The 15,221-nt window shown below is 72.0% G+C and carries 17 protein-coding genes and 7 tRNA genes; 14 read left to right on the top strand and 10 right to left on the bottom strand.

The genetic code is table 11. The features are described 5' to 3' along the window. The first annotated feature begins 3 nt into the window (after positions 1-3). Both cobA and ACZ55A_RS21785 read left to right on the top strand, forming a co-directional pair. Positions 4-1,242 (top strand): uroporphyrinogen-III C-methyltransferase, encoded by a 1,239-nt coding sequence (gene cobA, locus ACZ55A_RS21790; protein ID WP_468842381.1) that lies wholly within the window; start codon positions 4-6, stop codon positions 1,240-1,242. 53 nt (positions 1,243-1,295) lie between these two features. Further along, complete coding sequence (locus tag ACZ55A_RS21785) at positions 1,296-2,111, top strand: TrmH family RNA methyltransferase (protein ID WP_468842379.1); 816 nt, start codon at positions 1,296-1,298, stop codon at positions 2,109-2,111. Between the two features lie 215 nt (positions 2,112-2,326). Here ACZ55A_RS21785 and ACZ55A_RS21780 read toward each other — a convergent pair whose 3' ends face one another. Next, positions 2,327-3,667, bottom strand: a complete 1,341-nt coding sequence (locus ACZ55A_RS21780) for a serine/threonine-protein kinase (RefSeq protein ID WP_468842375.1) — start codon at positions 3,665-3,667, stop codon at positions 2,327-2,329. Positions 3,668-4,286: 619 nt separating this feature from the next. Here ACZ55A_RS21780 and ACZ55A_RS21775 point away from each other — a divergent pair. Continuing rightward, positions 4,287-4,496, top strand: coding sequence for a hypothetical protein (locus ACZ55A_RS21775; protein ID WP_468842373.1), 210 nt, complete (start codon positions 4,287-4,289; stop codon positions 4,494-4,496). Positions 4,497-4,783: 287 nt separating this feature from the next. Here ACZ55A_RS21775 and ACZ55A_RS21770 read toward each other — a convergent pair. The 5 genes from ACZ55A_RS21770 to ACZ55A_RS21750 all read right to left on the bottom strand — a co-directional run bounded on the left by ACZ55A_RS21770 (position 4,784) and on the right by ACZ55A_RS21750 (position 5,239). After that, a tRNA-Val gene (locus ACZ55A_RS21770) sits at positions 4,784-4,855 on the bottom strand. Between the two features lie 34 nt (positions 4,856-4,889). Further along, a tRNA-Val gene (locus ACZ55A_RS21765) sits at positions 4,890-4,961 on the bottom strand. A gap of 23 nt (positions 4,962-4,984) precedes the next feature. Next, positions 4,985-5,056, bottom strand: a tRNA-Val gene (locus ACZ55A_RS21760). A 1-nt stretch (position 5,057) separates the two neighbouring features. Then, a tRNA-Cys gene (locus ACZ55A_RS21755) sits at positions 5,058-5,131 on the bottom strand. Positions 5,132-5,166: 35 nt separating this feature from the next. Further along, positions 5,167-5,239: transfer RNA gene (locus tag ACZ55A_RS21750), tRNA-Gly, on the bottom strand. 177 nt (positions 5,240-5,416) lie between these two features. Here ACZ55A_RS21750 and ACZ55A_RS21745 point away from each other — a divergent pair. The 3 genes from ACZ55A_RS21745 to ACZ55A_RS21735 are packed head-to-tail and all read left to right on the top strand — an operon-like array spanning position 5,417 to position 8,180. Next, a complete protein-coding gene (locus ACZ55A_RS21745; RefSeq protein WP_468842371.1) occupies positions 5,417-6,484 on the top strand; it encodes a chorismate-binding protein in 1,068 nt (355 codons plus the stop codon). Then, entirely contained in the window at positions 6,481-7,305 is an 825-nt protein-coding gene (locus ACZ55A_RS21740) for an aminotransferase class IV (RefSeq protein ID WP_468842369.1), read from the top strand. The genes ACZ55A_RS21745 and ACZ55A_RS21740 overlap by 4 nt, the downstream gene beginning before the upstream one ends. Before the next feature lie 35 nt (positions 7,306-7,340). Next, complete coding sequence (locus ACZ55A_RS21735) at positions 7,341-8,180, top strand: GNAT family N-acetyltransferase (RefSeq protein ID WP_468842367.1); 840 nt, start codon at positions 7,341-7,343, stop codon at positions 8,178-8,180. Between the two features lie 39 nt (positions 8,181-8,219). Here ACZ55A_RS21735 and ACZ55A_RS21730 read toward each other — a convergent pair whose 3' ends face one another. Continuing rightward, complete coding sequence (locus ACZ55A_RS21730; protein ID WP_468842365.1) at positions 8,220-8,738, bottom strand: DsbA family protein; 519 nt, start codon at positions 8,736-8,738, stop codon at positions 8,220-8,222. Positions 8,739-8,920: 182 nt separating this feature from the next. On the opposite strand from ACZ55A_RS21730, the gene ACZ55A_RS21725 reads away from it, so the two are divergent. Then, positions 8,921-9,379: a hypothetical protein gene (locus tag ACZ55A_RS21725; protein WP_468842363.1), complete on the top strand. Its 459-nt coding sequence runs from the start codon at positions 8,921-8,923 to the stop codon at positions 9,377-9,379. A gap of 68 nt (positions 9,380-9,447) precedes the next feature. After that, the gene (locus tag ACZ55A_RS21720; RefSeq protein WP_468842361.1) at positions 9,448-9,603 is read left to right on the top strand and encodes a hypothetical protein; all 156 of its coding nucleotides are present in this window, start codon (positions 9,448-9,450) and stop codon (positions 9,601-9,603) included. A 30-nt stretch (positions 9,604-9,633) separates the two neighbouring features. On the opposite strand, the gene ACZ55A_RS21715 is transcribed toward ACZ55A_RS21720, so the two are convergent. Then, positions 9,634-10,200, bottom strand: a complete 567-nt coding sequence (locus ACZ55A_RS21715; protein WP_468842358.1) for a CGNR zinc finger domain-containing protein — start codon at positions 10,198-10,200, stop codon at positions 9,634-9,636. Between the two features lie 228 nt (positions 10,201-10,428). Continuing rightward, positions 10,429-10,842, bottom strand: a complete 414-nt coding sequence (locus tag ACZ55A_RS21710; protein ID WP_003959770.1) for an SsgA family sporulation/cell division regulator — start codon at positions 10,840-10,842, stop codon at positions 10,429-10,431. A 189-nt stretch (positions 10,843-11,031) separates the two neighbouring features. Here ACZ55A_RS21710 and ACZ55A_RS21705 point away from each other — a divergent pair, with 189 nt between their 5' ends. From ACZ55A_RS21705 to ACZ55A_RS21690, 4 genes are all read left to right on the top strand, one after another. Continuing rightward, positions 11,032-11,466 (top strand): TIGR02611 family protein, encoded by a 435-nt coding sequence (locus ACZ55A_RS21705; RefSeq protein ID WP_468842355.1) that lies wholly within the window; start codon positions 11,032-11,034, stop codon positions 11,464-11,466. Between the two features lie 54 nt (positions 11,467-11,520). After that, positions 11,521-11,592: transfer RNA gene (locus tag ACZ55A_RS21700), tRNA-Val, on the top strand. A gap of 87 nt (positions 11,593-11,679) precedes the next feature. Further along, positions 11,680-12,141, top strand: coding sequence for an SRPBCC family protein (locus tag ACZ55A_RS21695; RefSeq protein ID WP_468842352.1), 462 nt, complete (start codon positions 11,680-11,682; stop codon positions 12,139-12,141). A 72-nt stretch (positions 12,142-12,213) separates the two neighbouring features. Then, positions 12,214-12,285: transfer RNA gene (locus ACZ55A_RS21690), tRNA-Val, on the top strand. Positions 12,286-12,442: 157 nt separating this feature from the next. On the opposite strand, the gene ACZ55A_RS21685 is transcribed toward ACZ55A_RS21690, so the two are convergent. Beyond that, complete coding sequence (locus ACZ55A_RS21685) at positions 12,443-13,168, bottom strand: exonuclease domain-containing protein (RefSeq protein ID WP_468842668.1); 726 nt, start codon at positions 13,166-13,168, stop codon at positions 12,443-12,445. A gap of 205 nt (positions 13,169-13,373) precedes the next feature. On the opposite strand from ACZ55A_RS21685, the gene ACZ55A_RS21680 reads away from it, so the two are divergent. After that, positions 13,374-13,940, top strand: a complete 567-nt coding sequence (locus ACZ55A_RS21680; RefSeq protein ID WP_468842350.1) for a DUF4365 domain-containing protein — start codon at positions 13,374-13,376, stop codon at positions 13,938-13,940. Continuing rightward, entirely contained in the window at positions 13,940-15,142 is a 1,203-nt protein-coding gene (locus ACZ55A_RS21675; RefSeq protein ID WP_468842347.1) for a hypothetical protein, read from the top strand. Before ACZ55A_RS21680 ends, ACZ55A_RS21675 begins: the two co-directional genes overlap by 1 nt. The last annotated feature ends 79 nt before the right edge of the window (positions 15,143-15,221 follow it).

Here is a 15,221-nt window from a genome sequence, read left to right as displayed (position 1 = left end):
GCCATGGCTGAGCACGCCGCCGAACACGCTGCCTACCCCGTCGGACTGCGGCTGTTCGGCCGCCGGGTGGTTGTCCTGGGGGCCGGACAGGTCGCCCAGCGCCGGCTCCCCGCGCTGGTCGCCGCCGGCGCCGACGTCCTGCTGATCTCCCCGTCCGCCACCCCGTCCGTCGAGGCGATGGCCGACGCCGGCGAGATCCGCTGGGAGCGCCGCCGCTACGAGGCCGGCGACCTCGCCGACGCCTGGTACGCGCTGATCTCCACCGACGACCCGGAGGCCAACGCCGCCGCGTCCCAGGAGGCCGAGGACCGCCGGGTGTGGTGCGTACGCTCCGACGACGCCGAGGCGGCCACCGCCTGGACGCCGGCCACCGGCCACAGCGAGGGCGTCACCGTCGCCGTGCTCACCGGCCGCGACCCGCGCCGCTCCGCCGCCGTACGCGATGCCATCGTCGAGGGCCTGCGCGAGGGCACCATCGCCGCCCCGCACCACCGCCGCCCGCACTTCCCCGGTGTGGCGCTGGTCGGCGGCGGCCCCGGCGACCCCGATCTGATCACCGTCCGTGGCCGCCGCCTCCTCGCCGAGGCCGACGTCGTCATCGCCGACCGCCTCGGCCCCCGCGACCTGCTCGCCGAACTCCCGCCGCACGTCCAGGTCATCGACGCCGCGAAGATCCCCTACGGCCGCTTCATGGCCCAGGAGGCCATCAACAACGCGCTGATCGAGCACGCCAAGGCCGGGAAGGCCGTGGTCCGGCTCAAGGGCGGCGACCCGTTCGTCTTCGGCCGCGGCATGGAAGAGGCCCAGGCGCTCGCCGAGGCCGGCATCCCCTGCACGGTCGTCCCCGGCATCTCCAGCACCATCTCGGTCCCCGGCGCCGCCGGCATCCCGGTCACCCACCGCGGGGTCGCCCACGAATTCACCGTCGTCAGCGGCCATGTCGCCCCCGACGACGAGCGCTCGCTGGTCGACTGGCCCTCGCTCGCCAAGCTCCGCGGCACCCTCGTCGTCCTGATGGGCGTGGAGAACAGCGCCGCCATCGCCGCCAAGCTCATCGAGCACGGCCGCCCCGCCGACACCCCGGCCGCCGTCATCCAGGAAGGCACCACTGCCGCCCAGCGCCGGGTCGACGCCACCCTGGCGACCCTCGGCGAGACCGTACGGGCCGAGGGCGTCCGCCCGCCCGCGGTCATCGTCATCGGCGACGTCGTCACCGTCGCGGCCGCCCCTACCCCCAGGTAACCCATCCCGTACGCGGCATTGGCACCCCGACACCGACAAGGCACTATCTCCCCGTGGCAGAAATCATCACCGTCGATGACCCGGACGACCCCCGGCTGGCCGACTACACCGGTCTGACCGACGTCGAGCTGCGGCGCCGGCGCGAGCCCGCCGAAGGGCTCTTCATCGCCGAGGGCGAGAAGGTCATCCGCCGCGCCCGGCACGCCGGCTACGAGATGCGCTCCATGCTGCTCTCCTCCAAGTGGGTCGACGTCATGCGCGATGTCATCGACGAGGTCCCGGCGCCGGTCTACGCCGTCAGCCCGGACCTCGCCGAACAGGTGACGGGCTATCACGTCCACCGCGGCGCGCTCGCCTCCATGCAGCGCAAGCAGCTGCCCACGGCCCCCGAACTCCTCGCCGGCGCCCGCCGCATCGTGGTCATGGAGGCCGTCAACGACCACACCAACATCGGCGCGATCTTCCGCAGCGCGGCGGCGCTCGGCATGGACGCGGTGCTGCTCTCCCCGGACTGCGCCGATCCGCTCTACCGCCGCTCGGTGAAGGTCTCCATGGGCGCGGTGTTCTCCGTGCCGTACGCCCGCCTGGAGAGCTGGCCCCGCGATCTGTCCGCCGTACGGGAGGCCGGCTTCAAACTGCTCGCCCTGACGCCGGCCGAGAAGGCCACCGCCATCGACGAGGCCGCCCCGCACACCCTGGAGCGCGCCGCCCTGATGCTGGGCGCCGAGGGCGGCGGCCTGAGCACCGGCGCCCTGCGCGCCGCCGACGAGTGGGTACGCATCCCGATGGCCCACGGCGTGGACTCACTCAACGTAGGCGCAGCGGCCGCGGTCGCCTTCTACGCAGTGACATCCGGCGGCCCCACCTAACAAACGCCTTCCTGTCATCGAGGCGGAAGGCGGCAACCGCGGGACGCAGTACCCCGTGGGGATGGCGCTCCGAGGAGACACCTCCGCTCCGAGAAGCTGCCTCCCCACGGTGACGCCGCCCCCACGGAAATACCGCCCCACCCCGCCACGTTGTGGACCCGTGGGGGCCCTCGCACCCCCTAGGGAAAGTGTTCCCCTCCCCCTAGGGCGCCGCCCTAGGACCCCTCCGCGCCCCCGTAAGCGACGACCGGAACCGACCGCTCCACCCCCAGCCCGCGGGCCGGTCCCTGGCAGCCCTGGGCCGCCGCGATGCCGAGTGCCACCAGCAGTGTCACGACGACGAACACGATGACCCGCTGGCGCAGCAGCCGCCGGTCGGGACCGGGCCGGCGGCCGCCCGAAGCCGTACGCACCGGGGTACGCGAACCGTTTCGCCCCGTCGGCCGCGAGGTTGGACCGCGCCCGGTACTCCGCCCGCCGGTCCGCGGGTGCCTGCCCGCACCCGAGGCCGGACCGGCCGACCGGGCGCCCGCCTCACGCGACACCGAGGGACGGGAGGCCTGCGGATGCGGATGCGGACGAGGCGAGGAGGTACCCGCGGTCCGCCGCTCGGTGCGCTGGCGCGCGTACTCCTCGGCCCGCTGCCCGGTCGGCCGGTCCGACGGGCGGCGCTCCAGCCGCCCCCAACCGGGCCCGGCACCGCCCCCGTTCTCCAGAGGGCCGCCGGAAAGACCGTGCGCCTCACGGGCCGCGATCTCCTTGAGCCGCAGTGACAGTGAGAGGGTGCTGGGCCGGTCCGCCGGGTCCTTGGCCAGGCAGGAGGCGAGGAGTGGCGCCAGCGCGTCGGGCACACCGGCGAGCTGCGCCTCCTCATGGACCACGCGGTAGAGCATGACCTCCGAACTGCCCTGCCCGAAGGGGGAGTCCGCGGTGCAGGTGTACGCCAGGGTGGCGCCCAGCGCGAAGATGTCGGTCGCCGGCGTCACCGCGGCCCCGCGCACCTGCTCGGGCGCGAGGAAGCCCGGCGAGCCGACGGCCGTACCGACATGCGTCAGCGTGCTGGCGCCGGTCGCCCAGGCGATACCGAAGTCGATGATCCGCGGGCCCTTGGGGGACAGCAGGATGTTGGACGGCTTCAGATCGCGGTGCACCACGCCCGCGTCATGGACGGCCAGCAGCCCCTCGGACAGCGCGGCCCCGATGGAGGCCACCTGCGCGGGCGACAGCGGCCCTTCCTCGTTGACCTTGTCGTGCAGCGAGGGCCCCGGTACGTACTGGGTGGCGAACCAGGGGCGGTCGGCATCGAGATCGGCCGCCACGAGCCGGGCCGTACAGCCGCCGCGGATCCGGCGGGCCGCGGAGACCTCGCGGGCGAACCGCGAGCGGAACTCCTGGTCCTCCGCCAGGTCCGGCCGGATCACCTTCAGCGCCACCCGCTGGCCGCGCTTGTCGGAGCCGAGGTAGACCACGCCCATCCCGCCAGCGCCGAGCCGGCGGTGCAGCCGGAACGTCCCGACGACACGCGGGTCCTCGCGTCGGAGCCGCATCATCGCCATGTCCGTCCCCTACCTGCGGTGGGGAGTCCCCTCCGCTGCCAACCGTCTGACGTGGCACAGCTTACGGATTGACGGCTCGCTGTGCTGAGAGGCCGCGCATGCGTCGGCAACCGGATTGTCCGTGGCGGGCGCGATCGTCCCGGCGCGGGAGGAAAACCGCCGCCGTGCGGCCCGACTTCCCGGGCGAGATACCAACCTTCCGTCACAGAACGGTGATTGACGCCATGAAAGGTGATCGGGCCGGGATGGTCGTGGCTGCCGCGGGTATGTCCGGGCCGCGCCGGAGGGCGGCCGGGAGGGCGCTGTGCGGCGGCCGGAGCACGTCGCGCGGGGGAGTGGCGGACGTGAGCGAGGTCACGTCGAGATCACTCCTGAGTGCGTGCGCGGTGGCCTCTCCGGCCGGTCCCCTGGGGGATGTCCCCAGGTCCCCGGTGTCCTCTCTCCACCCAGGGGAGTACGTGAGAGGCAGTTCCGTCATCCTCCCGGAGGCTGAGCAATCGATACGACGGCATGACGCCTGCCGCCCGCCGGATGCCTAGTGTTGTCTTCAAGCGGCGGGCGCAGCACTCGTCCCCCGAGGTCAGACGCCCGCCGCCCCACACACGACGGGAGCGGGACGATGGAACGGATCTCCGGACGGACGGCCCTTCGGACGCAGGGGCGCCGGTTCGCCTCGGCGTTCGGCGGCCATCAGCCGTCGGGCACCCGCCATCCCCTCGTCGCGGTGGCCATGGTGCTGCCGCTGGCGATCGTTCTCACCGTGGTCTTCGGCGGCTGGGAAGCCGTCATCACACAGGCGTCGTCCGTGGTCGGAATGCTGGGGCGCTGAGCGGCACCCCAGGCCCGGGAGAGCGGCCCGGGACGGGGAACCTCCGGCTGAATACCCCGTGGGGACGGGGGTGCGGCGGACGGCACGAACGGCCGGGCATCTGGGGAGATGCCCGGCCGTCGAGCTTTCCCGCTCCGGCCGCCCGCGCCATGCCCGTATACGCAGCGCGGCTGCGTCGCCGCGTACCGGCTGCCTCTGCCGCGGCAGTTGAGGCCCGTCCGCCCCACGGAGCACACGCACAAAGCCCGAGGGCCGGAACGAAACGTTCCGGCCCTCGGGCTCATGTGTGGACGATACTGGGATTGAACCAGTGACCTCTTCCGTGTCAGGGAAGCGCTCTCCCGCTGAGCTAATCGTCCTCGGGACCGCGGACCATGAAGATCCGCAGCTGCGTGCGCGATACTGGGATTGAACCAGTGACCTCTTCCGTGTCAGGGAAGCGCTCTCCCGCTGAGCTAATCGCGCGGGGCCCGGTGGAGCCGGGCAAGTGGACGATACTGGGATTGAACCAGTGACCTCTTCCGTGTCAGGGAAGCGCTCTCCCGCTGAGCTAATCGTCCTTGGAGGTGGAGACGGGATTTGAACCCGTGTAGACGGCTTTGCAGGCCGTTGCCTCGCCTCTCGGCCACTCCACCAGGAGTGAGGGGGTTCGGGAAGATCCCCCACATCGAGCGGACGACGAGACTCGAACTCGCGACATCCACCTTGGCAAGGTGGTGCTCTACCAACTGAGCTACGTCCGCAGATGTCTCTCCCAGACTACGTCCGGGAGCTACCTGGCCTCCGGGGCGCTTTCGCGTCCCGGCGACGTGTTGAACTCTAGCGGATTCCGGGGCCAGTACAAAAACGCGTTTGTGCAGCGTGCTGCGCTGCTCGCTCGGCACAGGCGGGCCCGGGGCCCCGGCCATAGACTCGCTGACGTGCACGACTTCGCTCCTATGGCCCGCTTCGGCGGCCTGATAGCCACCGACCTGCGAGATGTGACCAGCGATCCCGCGGCTCTGGATTCCACAGGCTGGTGGGCGGTGGCCGCCGACTTCGAGGGCTCGGTGGTCTGCGCCCGCTTCGGCGACGTACGGCCCGCCACGACGGCGGACGAGCCCGCCCCTGGCGGCTGGCAGGGCCCGGCGCCCGGCGCCTGGACCAGCTCCCTGGACCGCGAGGCCTATATCCGCGGCGTACGACGGGTCCGTGAACGCATTGCGGCCGGCGACGTCTACCAGGTGAACCTCTGCCGGGTGCTGACCGCGCCGCTGCCCGACCCCGCCCGCGCCGATGTCGACGCGCTCTCCGCCGTACTGGCCCGCGGCAATCCGGCCCCGCACGCCGGCACGATCCGGCTGCCCGGCCACGGCGTGGAGATCGCCAGCGCCTCCCCGGAGCTGTATCTGCGGCGTGACGGGCGCACCGTCTCCTCCGGCCCGATCAAGGGGACCGGCCGGACCGCGGCCGACCTCTCGGAGAAGGACCGGGCGGAGAACGTGATGATCGTGGACCTGGTCCGCAACGATCTGGGCCGGGTCTGCGCCACCGGTACGGTCACCGTCCCGGCACTGTGCGCCGTCGAGGAGCACCCCGGCCTGGTCCACCTCGTCTCCACGGTGAGCGGGGAGCTGGATGCGGCCAACGAGAAGACCGCCTGGTCGGACCTGCTGGACGCCACCTTCCCGCCCGGGTCGGTCACCGGCGCCCCCAAGTCCAGTGCCCTGCGGATCATCGGCGAACTGGAGACCGCGCCCCGCGGCCCGTACTGCGGGGGCATCGGCTGGGTCGACGCCGACCGCCGCACCGGCGAGCTCGCCGTCGGCATCCGTACGTTCTGGATCGAGCGCACCGCGCCCGAAGGGCCCGTGCTCCGCTTTGGCGCCGGCGCCGGGATCATCTGGGACTCGGATCCGGAGCGGGAGTGGGCCGAGACCGAGTTGAAGGCGAGCCGGCTGCTCGCGGTAGCGTCGGGCGTGTACGAGGTGAGCGGAGGAATGCGATGAAGATCTGGCTCGACGGGGCACTGCGGGACGCCGAGGGCGCCCGGGTCTCGGTCTTCGACCACGGGCTGACGGTCGGCGACGGCGTCTTCGAGACCATCAAGGCCGAGCGGGGCCGCGCCTTCGCCCTCACCCGCCACCTGGAGCGCCTGACCACCTCCGCCCGCGGCCTCGGTCTGCCCGACCCCGACCTCGACGAGGTACGGCGCGGCTGCGAGGCCGTCCTCGACGCCGGTCCGATGGAGCTCGGCCGGCTGCGGATCACCTACACCGGAGGCGTCTCCCCGCTCGGCTCGGACCGCGGCGAGGCCGGCCCCACGCTGGTCATCGCGCTCTCCGAGACCCCGCGCCGCCCCGACACCACCGCCGCCGTCACCGTCCCCTGGACCCGTAACGAACGCGGTGCGCTCGCCGGCCTGAAGACCACTTCCTACGGCGAGAACGTCGTCGCCCTGGCCCGCGCCCGTGAACACGGCGCCTCCGAGGCGCTGTTCGCCAACACCGTCGGCGCGCTCTGCGAGGGCACCGGCTCCAACGTCTTTGTCGTCCTGGACGGCGAACTGCACACTCCGCCGCTGCACTCGGGCTGTCTGGCCGGCATCACCCGCGCCCTGACGATCACCTGGGCCGGCGCCAAGGAGACCGATCTGCCGCTGGACGCCCTGGAGCGGGCCGAGGAGATCTTCCTGACCTCCTCCCTGCGCGATGTGCAGGCCGTGACCCGGATCGACGGCCGCCAACTGGCCGACGGTCCTGGCCCGGTGACCGCCGAAGCGATGCGGATCTTCGACGAGCAGGCCGCCGCCGACTTCGATCCGCGGTGATGACGGGCCCGCGCCCGGGCGAGTAGAAAGTCCTCGTGACCACAACGCTGCGCCCCGCGGGACCGGAAGAACGGCACGACGACGGGACCCGGGCCCGTCGGTACGACATCTGTGTCAACAGCCGCCGGGTCGGCGGGGTCCGGCTCGCCACGGACGCCCGGTTCGGTCCGACGGCCGGCCGGATCGTGAGCCTGGACGTCGAGGTACCGGACCGGCACCGCGGCCGCGCCACGGTCGCCGCGCTCGCCGCCGAGGAGGTGCTGCGCGGCTGGGGCTGCCGGCAGATCGAGGTGACGGTGCCCGCCGAGGCCGGGGCCGCCGTGCAGCTCGCTGCCGCGCTGGGTTACACCGAGCGCAGCCGCACCATGAGCAAGCCTCTTGAAAGCGGCACCCGGTCGCCCCTCCTGCCCGCGGACAGCAGTGACCGGCCGCTGGGGGAGGCGGAGTACCCGGCGTGGCGGGACGCCGCGCTCGCCGAGCGCATCCGTACGCAGGTGGACCAGGGCATGACCCGGGCCCGTGCCGAGGAGACCGCGGTGGCCGGCCACCGGGCGCTGCTGCCGGACGGCGCGGAGACGCCCGACCACGTGCTGCGGGTCCTGATGCACGACGGGGTGGACGTCGGCACCGTCTGGGTGGCGCTGCGGATGCCGCAGCAGGCCGGCGGCTACGTCGTCGATGTGCAGGTGGCGCCGGGCCACCGCAGGCGCGGCCACGGCCGCACCCTGATGCTGATCGCGGAGCGCGAGAGCCGGGCCGCGGGCCGCACCAGCCTCGCCCTGAACGTCTACGCGGACAATGCGCCGGCCCGTTCGCTCTACGACTCGCTGGGCTACCGGACCGCCGCGTATCTGCTGTGGAAGCCGATCCTGTGAGCGGGCCGGAAGCCCGCCGCTGACCCGGTCCCGGAGGGCTCAGCCCTGCTCGGCGAGCAGCCGGTCGGCGATCTCCTCGATCCGGGCGCGCAGCCCCTCCTGGCTGGTGCCGCCGTCCAGCCGCTCACCGCCGATCACATACGTCGGGGTACCGGTCACGCCGATGGCCTTGCCCTCGGCCTGGTCCGCGTCGACGATCAGCAGATGCCGCCCGTCGATCAGCGCGGTGTCCAGCTCCTCGGCATCCAGCCCCAGCTCCCCGGCGACCTCCACCAGCAGCTTCTCGCCGCGCTTGCCGAGCTCCTCGGTACGCGCCAGCACCGCCTCGATGTACGGCCAGCCCTGCCCCTGCTCAAGGGCCTCCTCGGCGGCCTGTGCGGCGGCGTAGGCGTGCTTGTGCTTCGCCAGGGGGAAGTGGCGCAGCCGGATCTCCAGCCGGTCGCCGTAGCGCTCCCGCAGCGCCCGCAGGTCCTCCAGGGCGGTGTGGCAGTCCGGGCACTGGAGCTCGCACCAGACGTCCAGAACGGGGCGGGCGGCGGAGGTGGTGGCGTCGTTCATGGGGCCAGTCTTCCAGCCCGCCGGGCCGCGCCCGAACCGGGACCTCGGGTGGAGACGACCCTGAGACGACCCGGAGATGTCCCTGAGCCCGTACCGGAACGTGGTCCGCACGGGGCCCGACAGGGCAGGATGGAAGGGAGCAGAGCGCCGCCTGCTCGCCCATCCACCGGCAGGAGGACCGGATGCTGACCTCGACCGTCTGTGCCGCGGTGTCGGCAGCGGGCCTGGGCATCGCCGCGCTGACGGCGTACCGCAAGCGGTTCCTGGCCGCGACCCGCATCGCCGCCTACGCGCTCATCCCCGTCGGCCTGGTGATGACCGGCGTCATCGACTGGGTCACCAATGTCGCCTTCAAGCCGACGGTCTGGGCCGGCTTCGGCCTGCTCGCGCTGTCGGTCGTGCTGTTCATGATCACCAGGGGCGTGGAGCGCCGCCGGGGTGGGCCGGGCAGCCGTAAGGAGCGCAAGGCCGCGGCCGCGGCGGGGACCGGCGCGGTGGCGCCGGCCGCCTCCGTACCGCCCCTCGGTGCGGGGCGCACCGCGGACCGGCCGGCCGGGGAGAAGGCGCCGCAGGGCAAGCAGAACGCCCCCACGGATGACTTCTCGGACATCGAAGCGATCCTGAAAAAGCACGGGATCTGATGAACTACCGCTGCTGAGGCGCTGATCGGGCGTACTCAGACGATCATCTGCGTCATGATGCGCGCGAGATGAACGATGAGTGCGCCCTCGCCCAGGACGACGCCCCGTCCCCCCAACCGCGCGGTTGCCTTTTTGCGCTGTCCCAGCCGCCGCTGATGCTCTTCCTCGCCGTCATCGGCTTTCTGCTCCTCCTCGGCGCCGTACACGACCTCTTCATCCTGTGAGGCCGCGGTGCGGCGCCGCCGCCCGGGCGCTCAGCCCGCGGCCTCCCGCCGCCGTGCCCGGTAGGCCGCCACGTGCAGCCGGTTTCCGCAGGTGCGGCTGTCGCAGTAGCGCCGCGAGCGATTACGGGAGAGGTCGACGAAGGCATGTCGGCAGTCCGGCGCCTCGCAGCGCCGCAGCCGCTCGCGCTCCCCGGCGACGACGAGGAAGGCCAGCGCCATCCCGCCGTCCGCGGCCAGATGGTCGGCGACCGACGCGCCGGGCGCGAAGTAGTGGATGTGCCAGTCGTAGCCGTCGTGGTCGGTCAGCTGCGGGGTGGTGCCCGCGGAGGCGACCAGCGCATTGAGCTGGGCGGCCGCGAGGTGGTCGTCGTCGGCCGCGAAGACCTCGGCGAACCGCGCGCGCACCGACCGTACGGCCGCCAGATCGTCCGCGCCCAGCGCCCCCACGCCGCTGACGTCATGGCGCCGTACGAAGTCCTCGAGGGCTTCGAGGCCGGTCAGGCTGTCCGGGGCGCCGGGCGCATCACCCTCCGGCGCGGTGTTCAGCAGATCGACCACCGTGTCCAGCGCGCACCGGGTGTCATGGGTGATCATCACGGTTCTGCTCCCTGGCAGGGTGGGGGCCGGACGGATACCGCCCCCGGTGTCGTGGCCGAATGGTCGCCGACTCTAGCGCTTCGAACAAGCTTCAGCGCCGCCTCCGCGGTGGGCCCGCGGCGACGACGCCGAAGTGTGCCGTATGAACTTGTCGGTCCTGCGCCGTCTCCCCGAGTCGGACGGTCGCAAGTGTGAGCGGGTAAGTGCTTTCGGTAACCGCTCTGCGTCTCAGCTCTCCGCCAGGATGTGGGAGAGCTCGGTGTCGAGATCAAAGTGCCGGTGTTCCGTACCGGGCGGTACGGCGGCATCGGTCCTTTTGAGGAACGACTCGAGGGCCCGTGCGGGCGCCTCCAGCAGGGCCTCGCCCTCCGGGGAGCTCAGGGCGATGCAGACAACGCCCTGTCCGTGGCTCCGGGACGGCCATACGCGGACGTCTCCGGTGCCCGTGGGCCGGTGCAGGCCCTCGGCGAGGAGGTCGCGGGCGAAAACCCACTCGACGGTCTCCTCGGCTCCGGTGTGGAAGGTGGCATGCACGGCGTAGGGGTCGGCCGTGTCATACCGCAGGCCCGCGGGTACAGGCAGTGAGGACTCGCTCGACACAACGAGGCGCAGGTGCAGCTCGCAGCTGACCGTGGTGTTCATAAGCGCCAGGGCCTTTCGCTCAGTGTGCGCTCGGGGATTCGCACGTCGGCGAAATCGACATGCCACCTACGGTGCCGTTGTAAACCCCTCTGACGGTTTTGAGTGGCTTCACGTACCTCTTACGGCGGATTACGAGATCGTCCTCGGCGGTAATTCCGCGGAGCCGTCCCGTCCGGTAAGTTTGATGACATGAATACGCAGAGTAACGGGGGGTCGGGGGTCCTGGTCGAGGAGGACGCCGTGCCACCCGAGCAACCCCTCGGTTCGAGGGCCCCGCACTTCATCAAGCGCTCCCGGCCGCTGCACCTGAGCTGGCAGGTCGGTGTCTTCATCATCGGACTCGCGGTGGTCGTGGCCGGTGTGATCATGCTGCCGCTGCCCGGCCCCGGCTGGCTGGTGATCTTCGCCGGTATGGCGATCTGGGCGACCGAATTCGTCTGGGCCCAGCTGGTGCTGCGCTGGACCAAGCGCAAGGTCACCGAAGCGGCCCAGAAGGCCCTCGACCCGAAGGTGCGGCGCCGCAACATCATCCTGACCACCATCGGCCTGGTCATCATCGTGGCGGCGCTCGCCGTGTACGTGGCGAAGTTCGGCTTCGCGATGCCGTGGAACGTCTCCCAGTGACCCGGATATGGTCACAAGTGCCCGTCGACGTGGGGTAATGTTGGCGGTGCGCCCGGGCGATTAGCTCAGTGGGAGAGCGCTTCGTTCACACCGAAGAGGTCACTGGTTCGAACCCAGTATCGCCCACCCCGGACGACGGCCCGGAGACACCAAGTCTCCGGGCCGTCGCAGTTGTTGGGCCCGCACGCAGGTACGGGGGCGCACACTGGGATCATGCCCGACTGGTCACACCGACTGCACCGCTACCGCTTCCGCAGCGTCTGGCTGCTCGACGCCCCGCCGGCCGTCGTCTACGCCGTCCTCGAGCGTGCCGAGGCCTACCCCCGGTGGTGGCCGCAGGTCCGCGAGGTGACCCCGCTCGACGACCGCAGCGGTACGGCCCGGTTCCGCTCGCTGCTGCCGTACGACCTGAAGGTGGTGGCCACCGAGCAGCTGCGCGACCCGGGGGCGGGGGTGCTGGAGATAGCGATGCGGGGCGATCTGGTGGGCTGGGCGCGCTGGACGGTGGTGGCCGGCGCCGGCGGCACCCGGGCCGTTTTCGACCAGGACGTCGAGGTCCGCAAGCCGCTGCTGCGGTGGCTCGCGCTCGTGGGGCGCCCGCTGTTCCTGGCCAACCACGCGCTGATGATGCGGGCCGGACGGCGCGGCCTCGCCGCCTGGCTGGCCCGCGGATGACAGGAATTTGATGGAAGGGCCGGGCGACCTGTATTGTTCACGTCGTTCGCGAGGGAAACCTCGCCGACGCCCGGGCGATTAGCTCAGTGGGAGAGCGCTTCGTTCACACCGAAGAGGTCACTGGTTCGAACCCAGTATCGCCCACCGGATCATGAACCGGGCCGCCAAAAGGCGGCCCGGTTCATTTTGTTGGAATGTCGGTTCGGCGGGACGAGTATGCGTTGAGTTCTGCCGCGTTGAGATCTGTTGCGTGCGGAATTCTCCGGGCATTGTCGTCCGGCCCGGAATCCCTGATGCGTAATCAGGCCGCGGCCGGAAGACCGGGGCGCACCGGCCAATGCGGATCGACCGCCTCAGGGGTGCCGGTACGGTCGAACCACGCCTGGAGCCCGCGCGCCTGGGCCGCGTACCAGACCGCCTGGCGGGTGTGCAGTTCCGCCGGTTGCAGCCCCGCCAGCCGGTCGGCGAACCGGTGCCCCAGGGCCCGGACGACGCGCAGCGCGGCGAGCGCATCGGCGGCCGCCTCATGGGCGTCGGTCAGCTCGACCTCGTAGTGCGCACACAGATCCGTGAGCGTACGGCGGCCCTTGCGGTAGCGGTCCAGATGCTTGTCCAGCACCCGGGGGTCCAGCACGCACAGCGGGTGCCCGCCCAGATAGGCGTCGAGCGAGCTGGCGCGGTGCCGCTTCAACTCGCGCTCCAGAAGGGTCAGGTCGAACGGGGCGTTCATCACCACCAGCGGACGGCCGGCCACCGACTGGGCGGCCAGGGCCCGCGCCACCTCCTCCAGCACCGGCGCCGGCCAGCGGCCGTGCAGCGCCAGATGCTCGGCCGTCAGCCCGTGCACCGCCGTCGCGGCCTCCGGTATCTCCACGCCGGGGTTGATCAGCCAACGGGTGGTACGGGGCGCCGAGCGCGGGGTCTCCTGGACCACCAGGGCCGCGGAGACGATGCGATCCCGCTCGACGTCGATGCCCGTCGTCTCGGTGTCGAAGGCGGCAAGTGGTCCGTCATACCAGCACGGCATCATCCCAACTCCTCCCGGCCTTACGGGGGATGACCCAGCACGTCACCCGAGCTGGTGATACCCGAACCGGCCGGTGGCCGAACCGTCCTTGTTTGCCGGGCACTTGACGCGGAGACAACACAAGGGACGGGCCGCGCGATCCGCCGCTTCCCCGTCAACCAGACGCACGGCACGGCAACGGCACAGCCCGGAAGGCAGCTCCGCGATGACGCTCGCGCAGCCCGAACCGGGCGGGCTGCTGCCCCAGCGCACCACCCCGCAGCGCGGCGGACTCGCCACCACTGCCTGTATGGAGACCCTCCAGGTCGCCTACCTCCACGCGGTCGCCGCCGCCTCCGGATGCGCGCTGGCGCAGCCCTTCCCGGACAACGGAATCGACTGGCACGTCAGCCATGGCGCGCCAGGCCACACCGTCGACGACGAGGTCACCATCAAGGTGCAGCTCAAATGCACCTACCAGACCGCCCCGCGCCCACCGGGGCCGACGTTCGCGTTCACGCTCGACAACGACCACCTGGTGAAGCTCGCCCGTACGCCCGTATCGGTGCACAAGATCCTGGTCGTGATGCTGGTCCCGCGGACCCAGGAGGACTGGCTGCGGGCCTCCCACGACCGCCTCGAACTGCGGCACTGCTGCTACTGGATCAACCTGGCCGGCCATCCGGTGACCGGCCGGCGCAGGACCACTGTGCGGATCCCGACCACGCGGATCTTCGACGACCGAGCGCTCTGCGAGATCATGACGCGGGTCGGGGCGGGAGGGAGACCCTGATGTACCGGCCGACCGATGAACCCGATGTGCGGCTGCTGGACCCCGCGCTGCTCGACCCTGCGGTGCTCAACGCGCTGCTGGCCCGGCACGGCTGGCGCCGCCGGGGCGGGACCGCCGGGCATTACGCCCGGTGGACGCCGCCCGGCGGTGCGGGCGGCACCAGCCTGCTCGTACCGCACGACCGCCGCTTCCCCGACAGCCCGGAGCTGCTCGCCGAGGCGCTGGCGGCGCTGGCGCAGAGCGCCGCGCCCTCCGCCCGCGAGGTGCTGATGGGGCTGGCGGTGCCCAGCGACGAGGTGCGCTGGGAGCGCGAAGTGCCCGACGGCGGCTCAGGGGCCGCGTACTGGGTGGCGCAGGAGCAGCTGCGCGGCGCGGCCCGCTCGATGCTGATCGCCGGGGCGCTGAGCACGTACGGCCGGGCCGGCTACTTCGGAGCCCGGCACAAACGGCAGGCGGAGAGCTTCATGGGCGAGGTGCTGGTCGGCCCGGCGGCGGCCGGTCGGCGGCTGACCGCCTTCGTCCCGGTACGCGGGGGACGCGGGGCGGTCGCCGGACTCCAGCGGGCCCTGCACGCCGCCCGCGACGCCACCGACTACCGGCGGGCCACCGGCGGGATGGAGGCCTTCGACGCCGCCGTCGAGCTGGGGGTCTGCTACGAGCTGGCGCAGGCGCTGATCGCGCTGGTGCGGGACGCGGAGGGGGTACGGATCGCCCTCGCGTGGTCCCCGGCGGCGGGCGCCCCGGCCGGCTGCCCGGCCCGCCCCGAACCGGTCGAGTTCTCGCCCGGTGATCTGCCCGCGTTGCAGCAGGCCGCCCAGCGCTACGTCCGCGCCGAGCCCTCGCTGCCGGTACGGGTGACCGGCGCGGTCGTACGGCTGCGCCGGGAGCGGCCGGGCGGCCCCGGCACGGTGCGGCTGCGGGTGCTCACCGGGGCCGATGTGGTGCAGGTACGGGTCGCGCTGGGGGAGGAGGACTACCGGATCGCCGGCCATGCGCACCTGGTCGGGCTGCCGATACGGGTCAGCGGGCGGCTGGAGAGCCGGGGCGGCTTCCGCCGGATCACCGGCGGCCGCGATGTCACCCCCGTACAGGTCGACGAGGCGGAGCGGGACCGGCTGCTGAAGTCGCTCCAGGAGAATCTCGACTTCTTCGAGGAGGCCTGCGGCGCGGAGGATCAGCCGGCGGGGAGCGAAGGGTGGTGAAACCGTTTAGCGGTCAGGTCCGCAGGCTCGGTACGATTCGGCTGCACAGCAATCGCTGCCGCGAAGAGACATGAGTCAG

The organism is Streptomyces sp. NPDC034111 (genome assembly GCF_055575375.1).
Note: the sequence above shows the minus strand (reverse complement) of the source record. Positions and strands in the feature narration are given on the sequence as shown.

Coding starts and splice junctions, on each gene's coding strand:
- cobA (WP_468842381.1), top strand. CDS start 4: ATGGCTGAGCACGCCGCCGAACACGCTGCCTACCCCGTCGGACTGCGG.
- ACZ55A_RS21780 (WP_468842375.1), bottom strand. CDS start 3,667: ATGGCGATGATGCGGCTCCGACGCGAGGACCCGCGTGTCGTCGGGACG.
- ACZ55A_RS21775 (WP_468842373.1), top strand. CDS start 4,287: ATGGAACGGATCTCCGGACGGACGGCCCTTCGGACGCAGGGGCGCCGG.
- ACZ55A_RS21740 (WP_468842369.1), top strand. CDS start 6,481: ATGAAGATCTGGCTCGACGGGGCACTGCGGGACGCCGAGGGCGCCCGG.
- ACZ55A_RS21730 (WP_468842365.1), bottom strand. CDS start 8,738: ATGAACGACGCCACCACCTCCGCCGCCCGCCCCGTTCTGGACGTCTGG.
- ACZ55A_RS21725 (WP_468842363.1), top strand. CDS start 8,921: ATGCTGACCTCGACCGTCTGTGCCGCGGTGTCGGCAGCGGGCCTGGGC.
- ACZ55A_RS21720 (WP_468842361.1), top strand. CDS start 9,448: ATGAACGATGAGTGCGCCCTCGCCCAGGACGACGCCCCGTCCCCCCAA.
- ACZ55A_RS21710 (WP_003959770.1), bottom strand. CDS start 10,842: ATGAACACCACGGTCAGCTGCGAGCTGCACCTGCGCCTCGTTGTGTCG.
- ACZ55A_RS21705 (WP_468842355.1), top strand. CDS start 11,032: ATGAATACGCAGAGTAACGGGGGGTCGGGGGTCCTGGTCGAGGAGGAC.
- ACZ55A_RS21695 (WP_468842352.1), top strand. CDS start 11,680: ATGCCCGACTGGTCACACCGACTGCACCGCTACCGCTTCCGCAGCGTC.
- ACZ55A_RS21685 (WP_468842668.1), bottom strand. CDS start 13,168: ATGCCGTGCTGGTATGACGGACCACTTGCCGCCTTCGACACCGAGACG.
- ACZ55A_RS21680 (WP_468842350.1), top strand. CDS start 13,374: ATGACGCTCGCGCAGCCCGAACCGGGCGGGCTGCTGCCCCAGCGCACC.
- ACZ55A_RS21675 (WP_468842347.1), top strand. CDS start 13,940: ATGTACCGGCCGACCGATGAACCCGATGTGCGGCTGCTGGACCCCGCG.